16 protein-coding genes are annotated in these 19,730 nt (G+C 64.8%); 9 read left to right on the top strand and 7 right to left on the bottom strand.

Annotated elements, in window-relative coordinates; all coding sequences use genetic code 11:
* Nucleotides 1-4 precede the first annotated feature (4 nt).
* Together ilvD and MTX23_RS22595 are read right to left on the bottom strand one after the other, a co-directional pair.
* Nucleotides 5-1,852 (bottom strand): dihydroxy-acid dehydratase, encoded by a 1,848-nt coding sequence (gene ilvD, locus MTX23_RS22600; RefSeq protein WP_280972397.1) that lies wholly within the window; start codon nucleotides 1,850-1,852, stop codon nucleotides 5-7.
* A 70-nt stretch (nucleotides 1,853-1,922) separates the two neighbouring features.
* Entirely contained in the window at nucleotides 1,923-2,609 is a 687-nt protein-coding gene (locus MTX23_RS22595; RefSeq protein WP_280972396.1) for an outer membrane beta-barrel protein, read from the bottom strand.
* Between the two features lie 12 nt (nucleotides 2,610-2,621).
* Between MTX23_RS22595 and MTX23_RS22590 the strand changes: the two genes are divergently transcribed.
* From MTX23_RS22590 to MTX23_RS22570, 5 genes are all read left to right on the top strand, one after another.
* Nucleotides 2,622-4,937 carry a bifunctional salicylyl-CoA 5-hydroxylase/oxidoreductase gene (locus tag MTX23_RS22590; RefSeq protein ID WP_280972395.1) on the top strand — a complete coding sequence of 772 codons (2,316 nt, stop codon included), beginning with the start codon at nucleotides 2,622-2,624 and terminating at the stop codon, nucleotides 4,935-4,937.
* On the top strand, nucleotides 4,934-5,713 hold the full coding sequence (locus tag MTX23_RS22585; RefSeq protein ID WP_280972394.1) for an SDR family NAD(P)-dependent oxidoreductase: 780 nt from the start codon (nucleotides 4,934-4,936) through the stop codon (nucleotides 5,711-5,713). The genes MTX23_RS22590 and MTX23_RS22585 overlap by 4 nt, the downstream gene beginning before the upstream one ends.
* 12 nt (nucleotides 5,714-5,725) lie before the next feature.
* Entirely contained in the window at nucleotides 5,726-6,565 is an 840-nt protein-coding gene (locus MTX23_RS22580; RefSeq protein ID WP_280972393.1) for an enoyl-CoA hydratase family protein, read from the top strand.
* A 1-nt stretch (nucleotide 6,566) separates the two neighbouring features.
* Nucleotides 6,567-6,962: a RidA family protein gene (locus MTX23_RS22575; protein WP_280972392.1), complete on the top strand. Its 396-nt coding sequence runs from the start codon at nucleotides 6,567-6,569 to the stop codon at nucleotides 6,960-6,962.
* A 148-nt stretch (nucleotides 6,963-7,110) separates the two neighbouring features.
* Nucleotides 7,111-8,352: a flavin-dependent oxidoreductase gene (locus MTX23_RS22570; protein WP_280972391.1), complete on the top strand. Its 1,242-nt coding sequence runs from the start codon at nucleotides 7,111-7,113 to the stop codon at nucleotides 8,350-8,352.
* A gap of 152 nt (nucleotides 8,353-8,504) precedes the next feature.
* Here the strand turns inward: MTX23_RS22570 and MTX23_RS22565 are convergent, their stop codons facing one another.
* On the bottom strand, nucleotides 8,505-8,960 hold the full coding sequence (locus MTX23_RS22565; protein WP_280972390.1) for a cupin domain-containing protein: 456 nt from the start codon (nucleotides 8,958-8,960) through the stop codon (nucleotides 8,505-8,507).
* Between the two features lie 21 nt (nucleotides 8,961-8,981).
* A complete protein-coding gene (locus MTX23_RS22560; RefSeq protein ID WP_280972389.1) occupies nucleotides 8,982-10,160 on the bottom strand; it encodes an ABC transporter substrate-binding protein in 1,179 nt (392 codons plus the stop codon).
* 264 nt (nucleotides 10,161-10,424) lie between these two features.
* Between MTX23_RS22560 and MTX23_RS22555 the strand changes: the two genes are divergently transcribed.
* The 3 genes from MTX23_RS22555 to MTX23_RS22545 all read left to right on the top strand — a co-directional run bounded on the left by MTX23_RS22555 (nucleotide 10,425) and on the right by MTX23_RS22545 (nucleotide 13,525).
* Entirely contained in the window at nucleotides 10,425-10,919 is a 495-nt protein-coding gene (locus tag MTX23_RS22555) for a MarR family transcriptional regulator (protein ID WP_280972388.1), read from the top strand.
* A 2-nt stretch (nucleotides 10,920-10,921) separates the two neighbouring features.
* On the top strand, nucleotides 10,922-11,737 hold the full coding sequence (locus MTX23_RS22550; protein WP_280972387.1) for an alpha/beta hydrolase: 816 nt from the start codon (nucleotides 10,922-10,924) through the stop codon (nucleotides 11,735-11,737).
* 144 nt (nucleotides 11,738-11,881) lie between these two features.
* Nucleotides 11,882-13,525 carry an AMP-binding protein gene (locus MTX23_RS22545; RefSeq protein ID WP_280972386.1) on the top strand — a complete coding sequence of 548 codons (1,644 nt, stop codon included), beginning with the start codon at nucleotides 11,882-11,884 and terminating at the stop codon, nucleotides 13,523-13,525.
* Between the two features lie 45 nt (nucleotides 13,526-13,570).
* Here the strand turns inward: MTX23_RS22545 and MTX23_RS22540 are convergent, their stop codons facing one another.
* Entirely contained in the window at nucleotides 13,571-15,184 is a 1,614-nt protein-coding gene (locus MTX23_RS22540) for a DHA2 family efflux MFS transporter permease subunit (protein ID WP_280972385.1), read from the bottom strand.
* A gap of 8 nt (nucleotides 15,185-15,192) precedes the next feature.
* Nucleotides 15,193-16,377 (bottom strand): HlyD family secretion protein, encoded by a 1,185-nt coding sequence (locus MTX23_RS22535; RefSeq protein ID WP_280972384.1) that lies wholly within the window; start codon nucleotides 16,375-16,377, stop codon nucleotides 15,193-15,195.
* 162 nt (nucleotides 16,378-16,539) lie between these two features.
* On the opposite strand from MTX23_RS22535, the gene MTX23_RS22530 reads away from it, so the two are divergent.
* Nucleotides 16,540-17,271, top strand: coding sequence for a TetR/AcrR family transcriptional regulator (locus MTX23_RS22530; protein WP_280972383.1), 732 nt, complete (start codon nucleotides 16,540-16,542; stop codon nucleotides 17,269-17,271).
* A gap of 322 nt (nucleotides 17,272-17,593) precedes the next feature.
* Here MTX23_RS22530 and MTX23_RS22525 read toward each other — a convergent pair whose 3' ends face one another.
* Nucleotides 17,594-19,315, bottom strand: coding sequence for an ATP-binding protein (locus tag MTX23_RS22525; RefSeq protein ID WP_280972382.1), 1,722 nt, complete (start codon nucleotides 19,313-19,315; stop codon nucleotides 17,594-17,596).
* Between the last annotated feature and the right edge of the window lie 415 nt (nucleotides 19,316-19,730).

Here is a 19,730-nt window from a genome sequence, read left to right as displayed (position 1 = left end):
TTGCTTATTGCTCCGGCACGATGCGAACCGCGCCCTTCGCGGCGCTGCTCGCGAATGCCGCATAGGCCTTCAGCGCAGTGGAGACCGCGCGCTTGCGCGGTGCGGCCGGCTTCCATGCGGCACTGCCCTTCGCGACCATCGCCGCGCGGCGGCGCTTCAGCTCGGCCTCATCCACCGCGAGATTGACCTTGCGGTTGGGGATGTCGAACTCGATGATGTCGCCTTCCTCGACAAGACCGATCAGGCCGCCTTCGGCGGCTTCGGGCGAGACGTGGCCGATCGAGAGGCCCGATGATCCGCCCGAGAAGCGCCCGTCGGTGATCAGCGCGCAGGCCTTTCCGAGCCCCTTCGACTTCAGATAGCTGGTCGGATAGAGCATCTCCTGCATGCCGGGGCCGCCGCGCGGACCCTCATAGCGGATCAGCACGACGTCGCCGGCCTTCACCTTGTTGCCCAAAATTCCTTCGACCGCCGCGTCCTGGCTTTCGAAGATGCGGGCAGGGCCGGAGAACTTCAGAATGCTCTCGTCGACGCCGGCGGTCTTCACGATGCAGCCGTCCTCGGCGAGGTTGCCGAACAGCACGGCAAGACCGCCGTCCTTGGAATAAGCGTGCGCGGCGTTGCGGATGCAGCCCTTGACGCGATCGAGATCGACCTCGTCGAAGCGGCGATACTGGCTGAAGGCCTCCTGGGTCGGCACGCCGCCCGGCGCGGCGCGGTAGAAGCTGCGCACTTTGTCACTCGTGGTGCGCACGACGTCCCAGCGGTTGAGCGCTTCGTCCAGGGTCGGGCTGTGCACGGTCGGTCCGTCGGTCGCGATCAGCTTGGCGCGGTCGAGCTCGCCGAGGATCGCCATGATGCCGCCGGCGTGATGCACGTCCTCCATGTGCACGTCCTGCACCGAGGGCGCGACCTTGCAGAGCACCGGAACCTTGCGCGAGAGCCGGTCGATGTCGGCCATCGTGAAGGACACCTCGCCCTCGCGCGCGGCGGCGAGCAGATGCAGCACGGTGTTGGTCGAGCCGCCCATCGCGATATCCAGCGTCATCGCGTTCTCGAACGACTTGAAGCTCGCGATCGAGCGCGGCAGCACCTTGGCGTCGTCCTGCTCGTAGTAGCGGCGGGCGAGGTCGACGATCAGGTGGCCGGCCTCGACGAACAGGCTCTTGCGGTCGGCATGGGTGGCCAGCACTGAGCCGTTGCCGGGCAGCGCCAGGCCCAGCGCCTCGGTCAGGCAGTTCATCGAGTTCGCCGTAAACATGCCGGAGCAGGAGCCGCAGGTCGGGCAGGCCGAACGCTCGACCACCGCGACCTCTTCGTCTGACACGTTGGAATCGGCCGCGGCCACCATGGCGTCGATCAGGTCGACCGCGCGCTTCTTGCCCTTGAGCACGATTTTGCCGGACTCCATCGGTCCGCCCGAGACGAACACGGTCGGGATGTTGAGGCGCAGCGTCGCCATCAGCATGCCGGGGGTGATCTTGTCGCAGTTGGAGATGCAGACCATCGCGTCGGCGCAATGCGCATTCACCATGTATTCGACGCTGTCGGCGATCAGTTCGCGCGAGGGCAGACTGTAGAGCATGCCGTCATGGCCCATCGCGATACCGTCATCGACCGCGATGGTGTTGAACTCTTTGGCCACCCCACCGGCCTTCTCGATCTCGCGCGCGACGAGCTGGCCGAGATTCTGCAGATGTACGTGGCCGGGCACGAACTGGGTGAAGGAATTGACCACCGCGATGATCGGCTTGCCGAAATCCTCGTTCTTCATGCCGGTGGCGCGCCAGAGGCCGCGAGCACCCGCCATGTTGCGGCCGTGGGTGGTTGTGCGGGAGCGATAGGCGGGCATCTCAAATCCTTGGGCTAAGAGCGTTTTTTTAAGGGAGAAGCCGTTCTTATGCCCGCACGGGGGCGCCGATTCAAGCGCGGAACCGCATGGCTGAACCGCCGTCGGCGCCGTCCGGGTGCGTGCTGCGACGACGGGCGGCAACATTGCTGCGGTTAAAGCCTGCTCCGAGATTCGGCGCGTTAAAGCCCGAATTCTCGAGGTTGACATACAGGTACTCGAACTTCGCGGACCAGCTCGGCGCTAAGCCCCATTCGAGGCCGGCACCGACTGTCCATCGCGATCGCGTCTGCGTCGCCTGATCGATCACGACGCCGGTGGCGGTCGAGGTGACGCCGGCCTTGGCGCTTGCGGCCGTATAGCCGCCGGTCACATAGAGCAGCACGTTGTCCGCCGCATAGCCGAGGCGCCCCCGCGCGGTCGCAAGCCACTCCTCCTTGGTGAAGCTGGAGAACAACGGATTGCCGACCCGTCCGCTGTCGATCGCGTTACCATTCTGGCCATCCCACGACCAGTCGCCCTCGATACCGAACACCCAGTTCGCCTGCTGCCAGTTATAGCCAATCGTGCCACCGGCCAATCCGCCGTTCACGTCATACCGCGGCGTGTCGTCGAGCCCGGTGAGCTGGTCGACATGCGTGCTGCGGCCCCAGGAGCGGTGGGGAGCGGGGCGCTGGCCTCCCTTGACAATTATTTTAAGTATAAAATAATATCCGGCATTGGCTCGCCGGAAGACGCTGCGCCGGCCCGCCGACGCCAACGGGAGATCGCCATGCGAATCGTTTGCATTGGAGGCGGGCCGGCCGGGCTGTATTTCGGCATCCTGATGAAGATGCTGGATCCCGCGCACGTCATTTCCGTGGTCGAGCGCAACCGGCCTTACGACACGTTCGGATTCGGCGTGGTGTTTTCCGACGCCACCATGGACAACATGCGCAAGTGGGATCCGGTCACCGCTGACACGATCGAGCAGGCCTTCAACCACTGGGACGATATCGAGGTCCTGATCAAGGGACGGCGCATGCGCACGACGGGCCACGGCTTCGTCGGCATCGGGCGCAAGCACCTGCTCAACATCCTGCAGGCGCGGGCCGAGGATCTCGGCGTCGAGCTGATCTTCGAGCGCGAGGTCAATTCCGATCTCGAGTTCCCGGACGCCGACCTGATCGTCGCGTGCGACGGCGTGAACTCGAAGATCCGCAGCAAATATGCGAAGGACTTCCAGCCCGACATGCTGATGCGGCCGAACCGCTATATCTGGCTCGGCACCAACCGGCCGTTCGACGCCTTCACGTTCGACTTCCGCAAGACCGAGCACGGCTTGTTCCAGGCGCACATCTACAAGTTCGAGGAGGGCGCGGCGACCTTCATCGTCGAGACCACGGAGGAGGCGTATCTCGCCCACGGCCTCGACAAGATGGACCAGGATGCCTCGATCACATTCTGCGAGAACGTGTTCGCCGAAATCCTCGAAGGACACCATCTGGTCTCCAACGCGCGCCATCTGCGCGGCTCGGCCTGGCTGTCCTTCCCGCGGCTGATCTGCGGCAGGTGGACCGCGTTCAACGGCAACAGCCATGTGGTGCTGATGGGCGATGCCGCGCACACCGCGCATTTCGCGATCGGCTCGGGCACGAAGCTCGCGCTGGAGGATGCGATCGAGCTGACCAACCAGTTCAAGAAGCATGGTGCGACCAGGGACAGCATTCCCGGGGTGCTGGCCGCCTATGAGGAGCTGCGCCGGGTCGACGTGGCGCGGATCCAGAACGCCGCGCGCAATGCGATGGAATGGTTCGAGGTCGTTGGCTCGCGCTATGCCGACACGCTGGAGCCGGAACAGTTCATGTATTCGCTGCTGACCCGCTCGCAGCGCATCAGCCACGAGAATCTGCGCCTGCGCGACAAGGCATGGCTCGAAGGTTATGAGCGCTGGTTCGCCGAGCGCAGCGGACTGCCCGCGACCAACGACCGCGTCACGCCACCGATGCTGACGCCGTTCCGCATCCGCGGGCTGTCGCTCAACAACCGCATCATCGTCTCGCCGATGGCGATGTATTCGGCGGAGGAGGGCGTGCCGAACGACTTCCATCTGGTGCATTTCGGCTCGCGCGCGCTCGGCGGCGCCGGCCTGATGTTCACCGAAATGACCTGCGTCTCGCCGGAGGCGCGCATCACTCCCGGCTGCTGCGGGTTGTGGAATGACGCGCAGGCGCTGGCCTACAAGCGCATCGTCGATTTCGTGCATCGCAATTCGCAGGCCAAGATCGGCATCCAGCTCGGCCATTCCGGCCGCAAGGGCTCGACCCGTGTCGCCTGGGAGGGGATGGACGAGCCGTTGCCGGATCAGAACTGGCCGCTGGTGTCGGCCTCGTCAGTTCCCTATCTGCCTGACGGCCAGGTGCCGGAGCCGATGAGCCGCGCCGAGATGGACGAGGTGCGCGAGCAGTTTGTCGCCGCCGCCAGACGCGGCGCCAAGATCGGCTTCGATATCTTGGAGCTGCACTGCGCCCATGGCTATCTGCTGTCGAGTTTCCTGTCGCCGCTGACCAACCGCCGTACCGACGCGTATGGCGGGTCGATCGCAAATCGCGCGCGTTATCCGCTGGAGGTGTTCCGCGCCATCCGCGAGGTCTGGCCCGAGGACAAGCCGATGTCGGTCCGGCTGTCCTGTCACGACTGGGCCGAAGGCGGCAACACGCCCGAGGATGCGCTCGAATTCGCAAAGCTGTTCAAGGAAGCAGGCGCGGACCTGATCGACTGCTCGTCGGGCCAGGTCTGGGCGGACGACCATCCGGTCTACGGCCGGCTCTATCAGACACCGTTCGCCGACAAGATCCGCAACGAGGTCGGTATCGCCACCATCGCGGTCGGCGCGATCTCGGAGGCCGATCACGCCAACTCGATCATTGCCGCCGGCCGCGCCGATCTCTGCGCGATCGCGCGGCCGCATCTTGCCGATCCTGCCTGGACGCTGCACGAGGCGGCGAAGATCGGCGTGAAGTCGGTCCCCTGGCCGAAGCAATATCTGTCGGGCAAGCCGCAATACGAGGCCAATCTCGAACGAGCAGCCGCGGGAGTGAAGGCATGACGCGGTTCTGGCCCAATGCCCACGCGTTCGTCACTGGCGCCGGCTCCGGCATCGGCGCCGCGACGGCAATCGCGCTCGCAAAGGCAGGCGTGCGCGTCAGCATCGCCGGACGCCGGGTGGAGGTATTGAAGACGACCGCCGCATTGCTTGGCGATCGCACCGGCGCAGTGGTTGCCATCGATGTGACCGACGCGGCCGCCGTGACAAAAGGTGTCGCGCAGATCGAGGCCCAGGCCGGCCCGATCGACATCCTCGTCAACAACGCCGGCAAGGCCGCGAGTGCACCCTTCGACAAGACCGATGCGGCGCTATGGTCGGACATGCTGGCGAGCAACCTCTCCAGCGTGTTCCTGGTGACGCAGGCGGTGCTGCCTGGCATGGCGCAGCGCGGACGCGGGCGGGTCATCAACGTCGCCTCGACCGCGGGCCTCACCGGTTACGCCTATGTCTCGGCCTATGTCGCGGCCAAACACGGCGTCGTCGGCCTGACGCGCTCGCTGGCGGTGGAATATGCGCGGCGCGGCGTCACCGTGAACGCGGTGTGCCCCGGCTATACCGACACGCCGCTGGTGGCGGATGCCGCCGCCAACATTGTCGCCAAGACCGGGCGCAGCGAAGCGGAGGCGCGCGCGGCGCTGGCAAAGGTGAATCCAATGCAGCGGCTGGTGATGCCGGAGGAGGTGGCTGATGCCATCCTCTGGCTCGCCTCCGAGGGCGCCTCGTCAATCAACGGACAAGCCGTCGCGGTTGCGGGCGGCGAAGTCCTGACCGGGTAAAAGGAACACGTCATGTCCGAGATGAAAGCAAAGCTCCGTCCGTTCAAGGATTATCCTGCAAACCACTTCCGCTGGTCGACCGATGCGACCGGCCGCGTCGCGACCATCACGCTGAACCGGCCCGACAAGAAGAATCCGCTGACCTTCGACTCCTACGAGGAGCTGCGCGACCTCTTCACCGATCTCAAATATGCATCTGACGTTCGCGCGATCGTGCTGACGGGCGCGGACGGAAATTTCTGCTCCGGCGGCGACGTGTTCGAGATCATCGAGCCGTTGACGCGGATGGCGATGCCGGATCTGCTTGCCTTCACGCGGATGACCGGCGAGGTAGTGCGGGCGATGCGCAAATGCCCGCAGATCGTCGTCGCCGCCATCGACGGCATCTGCGCCGGCGCCGGCGCGATGCTGGCGCTTGCCTCCGACCTTCGCCTGGCGACGCCACAGGCCAAGACCGCGTTCCTGTTTACCCGCGTCGGCCTTGCCGGCGCCGACATGGGCGCCTGCGGACTGTTGCCGCGCGTGGTTGGCCAAGGCCGTGCCGCGGACCTGCTCTACACCGGTCGCGCGATGAGCGCGGAGGAGGGACTCGCCTGGGGCTTCCACAATCGCCTGGTGCCGGCAGCCGAGCTTTCGCGGGCCGCGCATGAGCTGGCGCGTTCGCTCGCGGACGGACCGTGGTTCGCGCATGGCGTGACCAAGACCATGTTCAACCAGGAATGGGCGATGGGCGTCGACGAGATGATCGAGTCGGAAGCGCAGGCGCAGGCGATTTGCATGGTGACCGGCGATTTCCGCCGCGCCTTCGAAGCCTTCGCTGCCAAGCAGAAACCGGCCTTCGAGGGCAATTGAGATGAACGAGATCCTGCAACCTGACGGATGGGCGAAGCCGATCGGCTACGCCAACGGCATGGCCGCACGCGGCAAACAGATCTTCATCGCCGGCCAGATCGGCTGGAACGCGCAATGCGTGTTCGAGAGCGACGATCTGGTCGCGCAGATCGGGCAGACCCTGCGCAACATCGTCGCAATCGCGGCGGCCGGCGGGGCCGGGCCGGAGCACATCGTGTCGATGACCTGGTTCCTGCTCGACCGCAAGGAATACTCGGCGCGGCTGAAGGAGATCGGCGTGGTCTATCGCGACGTCATGGGCCGGCGGTTTCCGGCGATGACGGCGATCCAAGTCGCGGGCCTGATCGAGGGCCGCGCCAAGGTGGAAATCCAGGCGATCGCGGTGGTGCCGGATTGATCATTTCGGAGACCGGAACGTTAACCTAAGGGGCAGATGGCCGCAGGAGATCAACTGAAGACGACAAAGCCGCTTGCGGCAGGACAACGGGCCGTGCGACCCTGACGGCAAATGTAAGACGTCCTGTGTTCGAGTGGAGTAAGGGACGATGAAGGCGATAATCGTCGGAGGCGGAATCGGAGGCCTCACCACCGCGCTGATGCTGCGCTCACGCGGCATCCAATGCGAGCTTTACGAGCAGTCCGACACTATCCGCGAACTCGGCGTCGGCATCAACACGCTGCCGCATGCGATCCGCGAGTTGGCAGGCCTCGGCCTGCTGGACAAGCTCGACGAGATCGCGATCCGCACCTATGAGTTGTTCTATCTGACGCGGCATGGCCAGCAGGTCTGGCACGAGAAGCGCGGGCTCGATGCCGGCCACGACGTGCCGCAATTCTCGATCCATCGCGGCCGGCTGCAGGGTGTGATCCATCAGGCCGTGATCGAGCGCCTCGGCGCGGATGCAATCCACACCGGTTGCCGGCTCGGCGCGTTCACGCAGGATGAAGGCGGCGTCTCGGCCTATTTCTTCGATCGCAGCGGCAGCCATGTGCACACCGCCCGCGGCGACATCCTGATCGGCGCCGACGGCATCCATTCCAAGGTGCGGCAGACGCTATTTCCGGACGAGGGCGGGCCGTGCTGGAATGGCCTGATGCTGTGGCGCGGCGCCACCGACTGGCCGGCGTTCCTGACCGGACGCTCGATGATCATCGCCGGCGGGCTGAACGCCAAGGCCGTGATCTATCCGATCGCGCCGGGCTCGAGCCCGGCAAGTCGGCTCACCAACTGGGCGGTGCTGGTGCGGATCGGTGACGGCTCTTCGCCGCCGCCGCGCCGCGAGGGCTGGTCCAACCTCGGCCGGCGCGAGGAGATGATGCCTTATGTCACGAGCTTCACGATCCCGCAGGTCGATTTCGCCGGCTTGATCAACGCGACGCCCGAGTTCTGGGAGTATCCGTGCTGCGACCGCGATCCGCTGCCCTACTGGTCGAGCGGCCGCGTCACGCTGCTCGGCGATGCTGCGCATCCGATGTATCCGGTCGGCTCGAATGGCGCGTCGCAGGCCATCCTCGATGCGCGGTGCCTTGCGGATCTGCTGGCGCGGGCTGAGCATCCGCGTCAGGCGCTGGTCGCCTATGAGCGGCAGCGCCTGCCGATGACCGCAGACATCGTCGCCTCGAACCGCCGCGGCGGGCCGGAGGGCGTGATCGACGCCGTCGAGCAGCTCGCGCCGCAGGGGTTTACCGACGTCGACACGATCCTCAACTACGAGGCGCGCGAGGCGATCGTCCGCGGCTATGCCGCGAAGGCCGGCTTTGCCGCGCGGGTGGTCGCGCGGCAGTAGGAGGGTGCTGGAAGGGAGAAGAGTTCGGCCGATCGTCAACCCTCATGGTGAGGAGGCGCGGCAGCGCCGTCTCGAACCATGGGCCCGACTTCGGCCTCATCTCTCGAGACGCGCTGCGCGCTCAGGATGAAGGGAGAGAGCCGGTGCAGATGCTACGCTGCCGGAGGCGGCGGCAGAAAGTGGATGTTGTGTTCGGCGGCGAGCCGCACCACGTCATCCGGGTTCTGCTCCTTCATGTTGTGGATCGCCCAGAACAGGTCGTAGAGCCTGCGCGTCGGTGACACCCAGAACAGCGTCTTCGCTGGCTGCTGCGACTTGTTGAAGATGCCGTGCGGCTTGCCCATCGGCAGGCGCACCAGATCGCCTGATGTGGCGGACTCGTCGGCGCCGTCGAGCATGAAATCGAGCTTGCCCTCAAGGATGTAGAGGTACTCGTCCTGGTCGGGATGGATATGCGGAGGAACGAAGGTGCCGGGCGGGAAGGTGGCGTGCCAGGAGAAGGAATGCTCGGTGCGGCTCTTCGGCACGTAGGTCTGGCCGAGGATGCTCCAGGAGATGCCCTGGATGCCCTCATTGGCGCGGGTGATGCCGGCGATCTCGTCTTTCATCGTCATATCTCCTCCTGGGATTTACTTGGCCGCGCAGTCCTTGGCGTAGCGGTCGCCGTAGTTCGAGAACACCTTTTCGACGATCTCGGTCTGGAATTTGCCGTCCGGCCGCTTCGCCACTTTGGTGAGGTAGAAATCCTGGATCGGATAGCCGTTGTTGTTGAATTTGAAGTTACCGCGCAGCGAGGTGAAGTCGGCGTTCTTCAGCGCAGCCGCGACCGCCTCCTTGTTGGCGAGGTTGCCCTTGACCGCCTTGACCGCGCTGTCGATCAGCATCGCCGCGTCATAGGCCTGCATGGCGTAGGTGCCGGGCACGCCGTTGTAGGCCGCCTCATAGGCCGCGACGAATTTCTTGCTCGGGGGGTTGTCGAGGTTCGGCGCCCAGTTCGCGCCGCCGAACATGCCAACCGCAGCGTCTTGCTGCGCGGGAAGGGTGGATTCGTCGACCGTGAAGGCGGAGAGCACGGGCACGGTGGTGCCGGCCTGCTTGTACTGCTTCACCAGGTTCACGCCCATGCCGCCCGGCATGAAGGTGAACAGCGCGTCCGGCTTCAGCGAGGCGATCTTGGAGAGTTCGGGCTGGAAATCCAGCGTGTTCAGCGGCGTGTAGGATTCCTCGACGATCTCGCCCTTGTAGTCGAGCTTGAAGCCGGCCACCGAGTCGCGGCCGGCCTGATAGTTCGGCACCAGAAGATAGACGCGCTTGTAGCCGCGATCCTGCGCGACCTTGCCGAGGACCTCGTGCACCTGGTCGTTCTGGTACGACGTCACATAGAAGAACGGATTGCACTCCTTGCCGGCATAGCTGGACGGGCCCGCATTCGGGCTGATCAGGAAGGTCTTGCTGTCGGTGACCGGGCGGTGGATCGCCAGCAGGATGTTGGAGAAGATCGGGCCGACCACGAAGTCGACCTTGTCGCGCTCGAGCAGGCCACGCACCTTCGTCACCGCGGCATCAGGTTTCAGCTCGTCGTCGGCGTTGATGACCTCGACGTCGCGGCCGGCCATCTTGCCGCCGAGGTCCTTGATGGCGAGCGCGAAGCCGTCGCGCACCTGCTGGCCGAGCGCGGCCGCCGGGCCCGAGGTGGTCACCAGCACGCCGATCTTGATCTTGCCCTTGCTGCTGTCCTGGGCGGCCGCCGGAGCGATGGTGAGGCCCCAGATCGCCGCCAGTCCCGCCAATCTCGTCAGCTGTTTCATGCCGCTCCCCCGATTGTTGCCTTGTTGCTTGGACCTCAGCTTATTCTGACGAGCGCGATCGCTGCAAGCGATGCGGCGTTGCGTCCGAACGATTGTCGCGCGGCATGCAAGGGTCGCGCCAATTGCTTGAAGCCTAAAGGAAATTGCAGGGTTGAGTCGACGAGGTCGCGTCGATTCGCAATTGTCCTTGCGGCGCGCCGCGAATTGCTTGAAGCTCAAAACAATCCGTCCGACCGGAACCCGCCGCGGAGGCGCGATCGCCGCATGATCCTCGATTCCGAAACCAAAGCCGTCGAACTGCCCGACGATCACGGCACCGAGCTGCGGCTGTGGCTCCGCCTTCTGACCTGCACCACGCTGATCGAAGGCGAGGTGCGCAGCCGGCTGCGCGAGCGGTTCGACGTGACGCTGCCGCGCTTCGACCTGATGGCCCAGCTCGACAAGGTGCAGGACGGCATGACGCTGTCGGACCTGTCGAAGCGGATGATGGTCTCCAACGGCAACGTCACCGGTCTGGTCGAGCGTCTGGTCGAGTCGGGCCATCTGGATCGCCGCACCTCGGAAACCGACCGCCGCGTGCAATTCATCCGACTGACAAAGCTCGGCCGCGCCGAATTCCGCAAGATGGCCGGCGAGCATGAGAAATGGATCGCCGATGTCTTTGGCGACCTGTCGCCGAAGGATATACGCGAGCTGATGCGGCTGCTCGCCAAGGCCAAGGGCTCGGTGCAGCGCGCCGCCAAGGCAAGGACGACCTGACCGTGGCCGAGATCGATTACGAGGTGGAGTACAACAATCGCGCGCGGGTTCCGGAGAATCCGGCGCTGATGGCCGGCTGGGCGAGGGACTCCGCGGCCTACCGCGAGCAGCACCCGCCGCGGCGGCTGACCTATGGTCCAGGCAGCCGTAACGTCATCGACCTTTTCGAGGGTAACAGCGGCGGCCCGCTGGTCGTCTTCATCCATGGCGGCTACTGGCAGGCGCTCGACGGCTCGTCGTCGAGCCACTGCGCGCGGGGGTTGAATGGTCACGGCATCAGCGTGGCGGTACCGACCTACGATCTCTGCCCCAACGTCACGGTCGATGACATCATCGGCCAGATGCGCGCGGCGTCGCGCGAGCTGGCGAAGCTCGGACGTCCGCTTGTGGTCAGCGGGCATTCGGCGGGCGGGCACCTTGCCGCCTGCATGCTGGCGACCGATTGGCCCGCTTACGACGCGTCGCTGCCGAAAAATCTGGTCAAGGCTGCTTACGCGATCTCGGGCCTGTTTGAGCTCGAACCGCTGGTCGGCACCTCCATCAACAAGGCACTCGGCCTCGACCGCGCCGCAGCAAAGGCGGCGAGCCCGCTGTTCTGGACCGCGCCCGAGGGAAGGACGCTCGACGCCATCGTCGGCGGCAACGAGAGTGCCGAGTATCATCGGCAGAGCCGGACCATCGCCGACGTCTGGGGCAAAGCCGGCGTTGCAACACGGTTCGGCCTCGTGCCGGATGCCAACCACTTTACCGCGATCGCACCGCTGGCCGATCCGGATTCTTTGATGGTGCTGCGGTTGAAGGAGCTCACACGGATCTGAATCCCCGGGAGGCGTCGATTCCACTCTTGCGCCGAATTGTTTTAAGTATAAAATAACTGGCAACTGGAACGCTGCCGGGCGTCCTCGATAGTGGTTTCTCGACGTTGGTCTTGGCCTTTCTGGATGGAAAGCGAGGGCAATCGAATGTCAGGTGAAATTGCTGGGCTTGGCCCATCAGGGCACGTTGACGATTTCGCACGGCGCAACCTGCCGCCGTTCCACCAATGGCCGAAGCTGCTGCTCGATCGGCCGGAATTCCAGTATCCCGACTATCTCAACGCCGCGGTCGAGCTGACCGATCGCATCGTCGAGCAGGGCATGGGCGATCGCATCGCGCTGATCGGCAACGGCCGCCAGCGTACCTATAAGGAGTTGACCGACTGGTCGAACCGCCTGGCGCACGCGCTGGTGGAGAACTACGGCGTCAAACCGGGCAATCGCGTCTTGATCCGCTCGGGCAACAATCCGGCACTGGTCGCGGCCTGGCTTGCAGCGACCAAGGCGGGCGCGGTCGTCGTCAACACCATGCCGATGCTGCGCGCGGGTGAGCTGGTAAAGATCGTCGACAAGGCCGAGATCTCGCTGGCGCTGACCGACAGCCGTATCGCGGACGAGCTGGTTGCCTGCGCCAAGACCAGCAAATTCCTGAAGCAGGTCGTCAATTTCGACGGCACACAGAACCACGACGCCGAGCTCGACCGGATCGCGCTGAACAAGCCGGTGAAGTTCGATGCGGTGAAGACCGGCCGCGACGATGTGGCGCTGCTCGGTTTCACGTCGGGCACGACGGGCGAGCCGAAGGCGACGATGCATTTCCACCGCGATCTCCTGATCGTCGCGGACGGCTATGCAAGGGAAGTGCTCAAGGTGACGCCGGACGACGTCTTCGTCGGCTCGCCGCCGCTCGCCTTCACCTTCGGCCTCGGGGGCCTCGCGATCTTCCCGCTGCGCTTTGGCGCCACCGCGACGCTGCTGGAGAACGCTGCGCCGAGCGAGATGGTCAAGATCATCGAAAACTACAAGGCGACGATCTGCTTCACGGCGCCGACCGCCTATCGCGCCATGATGGCGGCGATGGACAATGGTGCCGACCTGTCGTCGCTGCGGCTTGCGGTTTCTGCGGGTGAGACGCTGCCGGCGCCGGTGTTCGAGAATTGGACCAGGAAGACGGGAAAGCCGATCCTCGACGGCATCGGCAGCACGGAATTGCTGCACATCTTCATCACCAACCGCGTCGGCAGCGCGGTGGGTGGGACGACCGGCCATCCGGTCACCGGCTATGAGGCCAAGGTCGTCGACGAGAACATGAACGAATTGCCGCCCGGAACGGTCGGCAAGCTCGCGGTTCGCGGGCCCACGGGCTGCCGCTATCTGGCCGACTCAAGGCAGACCAACTATGTCCGTGACGGCTGGAACATCACTGGCGATGCCTTCGTCAGCGACGAGAGCGGCCGGCTGTCGTTCGTGGCGCGCGCCGACGACATGATCATCTCGGCGGGCTACAACATCGCTGGTCCCGAGGTCGAAGCCGTGCTGCTCGGACATCCCGATGTCGCGGAATGCGCCGTCATCGGCGCGCCGGATGTGGAGCGTGGCCAGATCGTCTCGGCTTTCGTCGTGCTGAAGCCGGGCGCGCGTGACGACGATCTCGAGGTCAAGCTGTTGCAGGATTACGTGAAGGCGACGATCGCGCCATACAAATATCCCCGTGCGATCTCCTTTGTCGAGGCGCTGCCGAAGACCCAGACCGGGAAGATCCAGCGCTTCAAGTTGCGCGAGGCGGTTTGACAGAGGGCGACGGCGCGCGCTGAAGGCGGCCGTCGCCCTGGAAGGTCAATGCGCCGCGCCGCCTCCGGCCGCGCCCTTCGGCTTGCCGGTCAGCAGGATCGCGATCGCGGCGAGCACCAGCACGATGCCGATCACGGCGAAGGTATCGCTGAAGCCCAGCACCAGCGCCTGGCGCTTCACGATATTGCCGAGCGCGATGATCGCCTGCTGATGCGCGGTGGCGGGGTCGGTGACGCCGCGGCTGAGGAAGTAGTTGGTGACCTCGGCGATCCTCGAGCGCACCTCCTCGCGGCCAAGGTCGACGGACTGGCCGATAATGTTGGAGTGGAACTGCTCGCGCTTGGTCACGATGGTGGCAAGCAAGGCCGTGCCGATCGCGCCGCCGAGATTGCGCATCATGTTGGAGATGCCTGAGGCTGCCGCGGCGTCCTGCGGCGCAACACTGCCGAGGCTGACGGCGGACAGCGGCGCCAGCATGATCGCCTGACCGACGGCACGGACGATGTTCGGAATGAAGAACTGGTCGCCGGAATAATCGAGCGACATCGAGATGTTCATGAAGGATGACACCGCGAACAGCATCATGCCGGTGAAGGCGATGAAGCGGGCGTCGAAGCGCTTCATCAGGATCGGAACCAGCGGGATCAGGATGAGCTGCGGCAGGCCGGTCCAGGCCAGCACCTGGCCGATCTGCTCGGCGTTGTAGCGTTGCACCTGGCCGAGATAGGCGGGCAGCAGGTAGACCGAGCCGAACAAAGCGAAGCCGACGAACACCGCCGAGATGGTGCCGAAGCCGAAGCTGCGCTGGGTCAAGAGCCGCAGCCGGATCAGCGGCTTTTCCACGACGAGCTCGATCCAGACGAACAGGCTGAGAGAGACGGTGGCGATCACCGCGAGCTTGACGATGAAGGGCGAACCGAACCAGTCGTCCTTGTTGCCTTCCTCAAGCACTGCCTGCAGCGCCGAGAGGCCGATCGCCATCGTCACGATGCCGAGCCAGTCGCCTTCACCCAGCAAATTGAGCTGCATCGGCTGCCGCTCCAGCGTGAAATAGAGGATCACGACCATCACCGCGGTCGGGATCACGTTGACGAAGAAGATGGTCTGCCAGCCGTAATTCTCGGTGAGATAGCCGCCGATGGTCGGGCCGATCGCGGGCGCAAAGGTCACCGCAAGTGAGAACATGGCAAGACCGATCGGCTGCTGGGGCTTCGGCAGCTTGGTGAAGACGAGCGTGAAAGCCATCGGGATCAGCACGCCGCCGAAGAAGCCCTGCAGGCCGCGCATCGCGATCATCGATGGAAGATCGTGGGTGAAGGCGCAGGCAACCGAGAACGCCGCGAACAGCGTGGCGTGGCCGATCATGATGTTGCGGAAGGAGAAGACACGACTGAGGTAGTCGGTGAGCGGGATCACCACGATCTCGCCGATCAGGTACGACGTCGAGATCCAGGACCCGTTGTCGGCGCCGGTGCCGATGCCGCCCTCGATGTTGAGCAGCGAGGCGTTGGTGATCTGGATGTTCAGGATCGCCATGAAGGCGCCGATCATCGCGGCGAACACGGAAATCCACACCGCCGGGCTGGCGCGGTTGGGATCGACGGCTACAGCTGTAGCGCGGGGCGAGGCAGCCGGAGAGGAGAGTGCGAGGTCGGACATGGCATCACCTATTTGAAGGAGGCGACAGCGACTTTCGGAGTTGAATTCGCGTGCGAGGCGGGGGCCGGACGCGACAATGTCGCGATGGTCGGGATCACGGACATGCCGGGCCGCAGTTCGACCGCGGTAGCGTCGAGCGCGATCTTGACGGGAATGCGCTGCACCACCTTGGTGAAGTTGCCGGTCGCGTTGTCCGGCGGCAGCAGAGCGAACTCCTGACCACTCGCGGGCGCGAGGCTGTCGACGTGACCGTGCACGACCTGTCCGGGGAACATGTCGACGGCGATCTCTACCGGCTGGCCCTTGCGGACGTCGGTCAGCTGCGTCTCCTTGAAGTTCGCGATCACGTAGGCGCCGGTGGCCGGCACCAACGACATCAATTGCGTGCCGGCCTGGACGAACTGGCCGGTGCGCAGCGTGCGGTTGCCGACGACGCCGTCGATCGGTGCGGTGATGGTGGTGTAGCCGAGGTTGAGCTCGGCCTGATGCTGGAGCGCGCTCGCCCGTTCCTGCGCCGCGACGGCCTGGGCGATCTCGGCCTTGAGCAACTCCACCTGACGCAGTGCGGATGCCAGGTTGGCAGTATCGCGCGCAATGGCCGCCTGCGCGCTGGCGTAGCGCGACTGCGCCTGTTGCGCGTTCTGCACGCTGCCGAACCCGGTGCCGGCGAGGTCGGTGTAGCGTTTGTTCTCCTGCGCGGCGAAGGTCTGCGCTGCGGTGTCGACCGCAAGCGTGGCGCGGGCCGCTTCGATCACGGACTGTTGCACGTCGAGCTGGGCGCGCTTGCTGGTGACGGCGGCTTCTGCGGCGGCGACGTCGGCCTTGGCCTGATCGAGCGCCACCTTGAAGTCGCGGTCGTCGATCCGCGCCAGCACCTGGCCCGCGTGCACGTGCTCGTTGTCGCCGACCAGCACGTTGCTGAGATAGCCGGAGACCTTGGGCGCGATCGTCGTGTTGTCGGCCTTCACATAGGCATCGTCGGTGGAGACCAGAAAGCGGCCGACGGTCCAGTAGTTCCAGCCGTACCAGGCTGCGCCCGCAAGCACGGTGGCGGCCACTCCGGCCAGCAGCAGGCGGCGCAGCTTGCCCTTCTGGGCGGGCGGCTTCGCCGCCTCGGGATTCGCGATCAGCTGCTTGGCGGTCTCGGCCGGAACCTGGCTCTCGGCCTTGAATGACGTTTCATGCTGGCTCATGGCAGACGCTCCTGATCATTCTATCCTATTGGAAAGGCGCGATATTTCTCGCAACCGGCCGTTCGATAAATTAGGAAACTTGATGTTTTCCAAAATAGAGCCCATATTGGGGCTGTCAATAGAATGTCAGGCATCATCTAAAAGCATGGCTCGGATCGCCGGATGAACGGGAAGGCCAAATCTCAGACAGAGGGAAGCGCGCCAACGCCGGAGCGGCGCGGCCGCGGACGGCCGCAGCTTCGCTCCGACGATGAAACGCGCGCGCTCATCTTCGAAGCGGCGCGGCGTGAATTCGCGGAGCGCGGGTTCGCTGCGGCAAATATCGCCGACGTGGCCGGCCGGGCCGGCGTTTCCACCAAGACGCTCTACCGGCTGATCCCGACCAAGCTGGCGCTGTTCGAAGGGATGGTGACGGACCGGATGGATCGGTTTGTCTCGGTCGTGAACCTCGGTGCCTGTGATGGTCGCGATATCGCAGCGGCGCTAGAGGCCGCGCTGCTGACGTGCGCCGATCTCGTGCTCGATGCCGAGGTTATCGCGATGCAACGCATCATCCTGGCCGAGAGCGACAAATTCCCCGACATTGCCGAGACATTCTACGAAAAGGCCATGCAGCGGACCATTGCCGCGCTGGGCAATTGGCTGGGCGTTCAGCAGAGGCGGGGACGGATCGTGCTGGACGATATCGAAGCTGCCGCAGGCATGCTACTCGGGATGCTCATCTTCCAGCCGCAGCGTGACGTGATGTTCGGACACAAGCCGGTGCCGCCGCGCAGCGAGATCGAAGCGCGCGCCAAGGCCTGTGCGGCGCTGTTCCTGTCGGGATGCGCCGTGCTTGCCGATGATGCCGGAGGTGGCCGCGACCTACACCGTCGAGGCGAAGAGCTCGAGTGACGACCAGGCCAAATGCGAGTCCTCGCCGGCGAAGGCGCACCTATCCGGTCCCGCTACACGCGCTGTCGCGAGTACGGCTCGGTCATCGGCGTCTACGACTCGCTGTACCTGCTGAGCCTGCTCGGTAGCGCGTGCAAGATCCAGAGCCGCTCGAGCTTCGGACCCTAATCTTACTGCGTCATAAATGTTGTACCTCCTCATCCTGAGGAGACCGCGAAGCGGGCGTCTCGAAGGATGTAGGCCACAGATGAGGCCTCATGGTTCGAGACGCGCGTTCTGCGCTCCTCACCATGAGGGTTACGATGTTTGTGACGCGGCCGAGCTACTTGGCTGCCGCCGACGCGGGCGGCTGGGTGAGCACGTGCCGGATCATCCGAGCGAGATCGGATTTGCGATAAGGCTTCGGCAGCAGCGTCACGTCGGGGTCGAGACGGCCGTGGTGGAAGATCGCATCCTCGGTGTAGCCGGAGGTAAAGAGCACGCGCACTGACGGCAGCCTGGCGGTGACGGCATCGGCGACCTGCCGGCCATTCATGCCGCCGGACATGATGACGTCGGTGAATAGGACGTCGCAGACAAACCCCTTGTCGAGTGCGGCCAATGCTTCGGGGCCGTTGGCCGTGACCACGGTGCGGTAGCCGAGCTGCTCGAGCTGGGCGCTGACGTAGTTGCGGACCAGCGGATCGTCCTCGACGACGAGGATGGACTCGCTGCCGCCGCGCGCATCGACAAGGGCGGGCGGCTCGGCGTCGACCATGTCGCCGCTGCTGCGCGGCAGATAGAGCTTGATCGAGGTGCCGTGGCCCTCTTCGGAATAGATCTTGAGGTGGCCATTGGACTGCTTGATGAAGCCGTAGACCATGCTGAGGCCCAGGCCGGTGCCCTTGCCGGTGTCCTTGGTGGTGAAGAACGGCTCGAACACCTTCTCGCGGATCGCCTCGGGAATCCCGTCACCGGTATCGCTCACCGCGACCATGACGTATTCGCCCGGCCGCACATCGGGATTGGCGGCGGCATAGGTTTCGTCGAGCACGACGTTGCCGGTCTCGAGCATCAGCTTGCCGCCCTCGGGCATCGCATCGCGCGCATTGACCGCGAGATTGAGCAGCGCGGTCGCCATATGGTTGGGATCGATGAAGGCCGTCCATGCGTCGGGCTCGAGTGACGTCTCGATCTCGATCTGTTCGCCGAGCGAGGGACGCAGCAGCCGCGCGGTATCCTGCACCAGCGTGTTGAGGTCCGCTTCGCGCGGTTGCAGCGGCTGTCGCCGCGAGAAGGCGAGCAGGTGCTTGGTCACTTCCGCACCGCGTGAGGCCGCATCGCTGATCATCTTGGTGACCGACGTCAGCGCGGCATCGTGCGCCACGGCGTCGGCGAGAATGTCGATCAGGCCGGTGATGACGGTCAGGATGTTGTTGAAGTCGTGCGCGATGCCGCCGGTGAGGTGCCCCACCGCCTCCATCTTCTGCACCTGGAGCAGCTTCTGCTCGGCCTCGAGCTGCTCCCTGGCGGCCTCGATCTCGCGTGCACGCATGAAGATTTCGGCTTCCATCTGTTCGGTGCGCTCGCGCAGCCGGTCCGCCAGCCTGTCCTGTTCGGCGCCGCGGCGTTTCAGATGAATGAATTCGGTGACGTCTTCGACCCGGTGGATGATGTAGCTGACCTGTCCGCCTGGTCCGAACACCGGCGAGTTGCGCGGGCTCCAGAAGCGCTCCTCGAAGCCACCGCCTTCTGAATCAGGCTTACGGATGTCGTATCTCTGCACCGACATGGTGTCGGCTCGCCTGAACTGGACCACACGCTCGAGCGACGCCCGCAGGTTCCGCACGCCGTCGGCAGCCGGATCGTCAGGATTGTCTGGAAATATTTCAAACAGTTCGTGCCCAAGGATCGCAGCGCGCTCGGTCATCGTGGCGCGCAGATAGGCTTCGCTCGCTGCCACGATACGAAAGTCGGGTGGAGTCAGCACCAGATAGAGGCCGGGTGCCGCCTCGAACAACGCCTTGAAGTCAGGCATCGGCGGGGACGGGGTTTGCAGGTTCATCCTCCCTCGCAGGGATATGGAACTGTGCGCATTCCGCAGCCAAGATGTCGCACGCACACCGCTCGAGCGCAATGGCTAAGGGGTGGTACAACCTCGACTTTTTCAACCGAGCGCGTGCGGCTCCGGCGCCCGGGCCGACCGCCGGTAAGGTTAAGACGACGATTGCATTTGTATTGGACCCGTCGGGCCTGTGGTGCATTGCCGCACGCGCGGCGCATCGACCGAAGCGAGTTCCGCGCGCCACTTGCCATGGCAACCATCGCGCGAGAGCGCGTCAGCCAGATCGCGTGCCGCACGCAAAGCTCGAACTCTTGGATCGCTTCTAAGAGCCCTTCTATTAGAGAAATCTTCATCCCTCGCGTAAGCCCGAGCAACGGCACGCCGGACGCGAAATCGGCGTGCCATGGGACTCCGT

The sequence above is a fragment of the Bradyrhizobium sp. ISRA436 genome (assembly GCF_029910015.1).
Taxonomy (GTDB): Bacteria; Pseudomonadota; Alphaproteobacteria; order Rhizobiales; family Xanthobacteraceae; genus Bradyrhizobium.
This window is presented reverse-complemented; position numbering and strand designations above follow the sequence as displayed.

Bases quoted from the DNA above. Each gene is read 5' to 3' on its own strand.
- MTX23_RS22565 (WP_280972390.1), bottom strand. From the start codon at position 8,960: ATGAAAGACGAGATCGCCGGCATCACCCGCGCCAATGAGGGCATCCAG.
- MTX23_RS22540 (WP_280972385.1), bottom strand. From the start codon at position 15,184: ATGTCCGACCTCGCACTCTCCTCTCCGGCTGCCTCGCCCCGCGCTACA.
- MTX23_RS22575 (WP_280972392.1), top strand. From the start codon at position 6,567: ATGAACGAGATCCTGCAACCTGACGGATGGGCGAAGCCGATCGGCTAC.
- ilvD (WP_280972397.1), bottom strand. From the start codon at position 1,852: ATGCCCGCCTATCGCTCCCGCACAACCACCCACGGCCGCAACATGGCG.
- MTX23_RS22560 (WP_280972389.1), bottom strand. From the start codon at position 10,160: ATGAAACAGCTGACGAGATTGGCGGGACTGGCGGCGATCTGGGGCCTC.
- MTX23_RS22590 (WP_280972395.1), top strand. From the start codon at position 2,622: ATGCGAATCGTTTGCATTGGAGGCGGGCCGGCCGGGCTGTATTTCGGC.
- MTX23_RS22535 (WP_280972384.1), bottom strand. From the start codon at position 16,377: ATGAGCCAGCATGAAACGTCATTCAAGGCCGAGAGCCAGGTTCCGGCC.
- MTX23_RS22580 (WP_280972393.1), top strand. From the start codon at position 5,726: ATGTCCGAGATGAAAGCAAAGCTCCGTCCGTTCAAGGATTATCCTGCA.
- MTX23_RS22585 (WP_280972394.1), top strand. From the start codon at position 4,934: ATGACGCGGTTCTGGCCCAATGCCCACGCGTTCGTCACTGGCGCCGGC.
- MTX23_RS22570 (WP_280972391.1), top strand. From the start codon at position 7,111: ATGAAGGCGATAATCGTCGGAGGCGGAATCGGAGGCCTCACCACCGCG.
- MTX23_RS22530 (WP_280972383.1), top strand. From the start codon at position 16,540: ATGAACGGGAAGGCCAAATCTCAGACAGAGGGAAGCGCGCCAACGCCG.
- MTX23_RS22545 (WP_280972386.1), top strand. From the start codon at position 11,882: ATGTCAGGTGAAATTGCTGGGCTTGGCCCATCAGGGCACGTTGACGAT.
- MTX23_RS22555 (WP_280972388.1), top strand. From the start codon at position 10,425: ATGATCCTCGATTCCGAAACCAAAGCCGTCGAACTGCCCGACGATCAC.
- MTX23_RS22525 (WP_280972382.1), bottom strand. From the start codon at position 19,315: ATGAACCTGCAAACCCCGTCCCCGCCGATGCCTGACTTCAAGGCGTTG.